Raw genomic sequence first — 1,917 nt, 5'->3', positions numbered from 1 at the left:
CTTTGCCATGGGCAAGTTCGGCAGGGACTACCACTTCGACGAAGCGAAAGCCGCCGACTACCTGAACCTCCATGCCACCGCGCCCAACTTTGCCGCATGGATAGCCGAAGAAGACGGCCAGCTACTCGGCGGACTCGGTGCCTACATGACCGACACCTTCTTCGGCAATGACCGTCTGGCTTACGACGACAGCCTGTTTGTTCTGCCCACGGCACAGAACAAGGGCATCGGCAAACTGCTCATCAACGCCTACGTCGACTGGGCCAGAGAACAAGGCTGCAAAGCTGCCCACATCACCGTCACGTCCGGCATCGACGAACAGCAATCCACCCAAAAAATCCTGTCCCTCGGCTTTGAGCACCTGGGCTACCTGACACGAAAAACTCTGGAGGACTAAACCATGTGCGGAGGCGGAGGATCACCGGCCCCCCAGCCAACCCCTGAAGAGAAGTACCGGCACCAGATCGGCGCATTCACTTCAGCAAAGCGGGACGAATACGAAACCCAGGCCAGCGATTACAATAATCAAATGAGTGGGTTCCAGACCCAGTTCAACGACCTGTATTCCCAGGGCAATGATCTCTTTAATCAGGCCAAGTCCTTCGACCTGACCACCGACGCCAACACCATCAAGGACTACCGCAGCCAGATCGACAACTCGCTCCAGAGTTACAACACCCTGGCCAACTCCTATTCCCAACTGGAACGCCCCGACTTCCAGACCAACTTCAATGGCATGACCCACAACGGCACTTACATTCCGGCCATGGCCAGCGTCGAAGCACCGGCTCTCTCAAGCGGCCTGTCCGACTACCAGATCAACACCATGAACGACGGCTTCGAGAACGCCCTCGCACACCTGGACAAACTGGACAGCGACCGCACCGCCGAACAAAACCGGATTTCCGGCTTTCAGACCGACTTCCGCAACAACCTCAACAGCATGAACAACGCCCTCTCTGGCTATGGCATCGCCGACATTGACCAGATCAACTCACTGTCCCGCGCCCTTGACCAGCAAAAGCAGCAGCTCGGCGACTTTACCAGTCCACTGTCCACCGACTTCAGCTACTCCAACGGCCTGATCGGCGACATGGACACCCAGATCGCCAGCCTGCGGGACAGCTACAACACCGAGCAAACCCGCATCAGCGATTTTCAGAACACCCTGAACACCTCGGCGGGCAACTGGGCCGACACCCTGGCCAGCCTGGACATCACCCACGGCGACCAGATCACCGGCCTCAATACCGACATCGAGCACCTGATCGGTCAGGCCAGCGCCTTCAAGTCCGATCTGGCCACCGACTTTGATCTCGACAGCCTCTACGACGCGAACCGCACCGTCGACGATTTGCAGGCCGCCCGCGACAACGAACTCGCCCGCATTGCCAGCACCGAAGCCAAGGCCACAGACACCTACAACTGGCTCAACAACACCGCCGCCAGCAACAAGGGCTACTCACTCAGCCAGATCGAGGCCATGCAAAAACAACTCGACGATCAACGGGGCAGCCTGACCGGCTTCAGCTCTCTGCTCGACCACGACCTCAGTGACGAACTGGCGGGCCTCGACACCGCCCAGACCGCCCTCGACGAACTGGGCAACCGGCGCAGCACCGCCATCGACGCCCTGTTCTCCGACCAGTCCGGCCTGCTGTCCGAACTCAACGCCGTCGACCTCTCCAACGAGTCCGGCATCCGTGACCTCCAGAACCGCATCCGGCTCCTGCAACAGCAGGGCAACCAGTACTCTGGCGGACGGGCATCCGACCTCAACACTCAGCTCGGCGATCTCTACACCGCCTCTGGCGACAAACTGACCGAGCTGTACAACTACCGTGGCGATCTCGAATCCCAGGCTCAAGAGCTGCTCAACGCCAACCAAGACGTCGACTTCCTCGACCTCAACCAGCT

The 1,917-nt window shown here is 59.4% G+C and carries 2 protein-coding genes; both read left to right on the top strand.

The genetic code is table 11. From position 1 onward, the window contains the following. Positions 1-397 (top strand): GNAT family N-acetyltransferase (locus AK963_RS26215; protein WP_175404668.1); only part of this gene is annotated, 397 nt, incomplete at its 5' end. A gap of 3 nt (positions 398-400) precedes the next feature. Next, a partial coding sequence (locus tag AK963_RS26210) for a hypothetical protein (RefSeq protein WP_139117675.1) occupies positions 401-1,917 on the top strand: 1,517 nt, incomplete at its 3' end.

Source organism: Endozoicomonas atrinae (genome assembly GCF_001647025.1).
Classification (GTDB): Bacteria; Pseudomonadota; Gammaproteobacteria; order Pseudomonadales; family Endozoicomonadaceae; genus Endozoicomonas; species Endozoicomonas atrinae.
The sequence above is the reverse complement of the archived record's forward strand: the minus strand, read 5'-3'. Positions and strand labels throughout refer to the sequence as shown.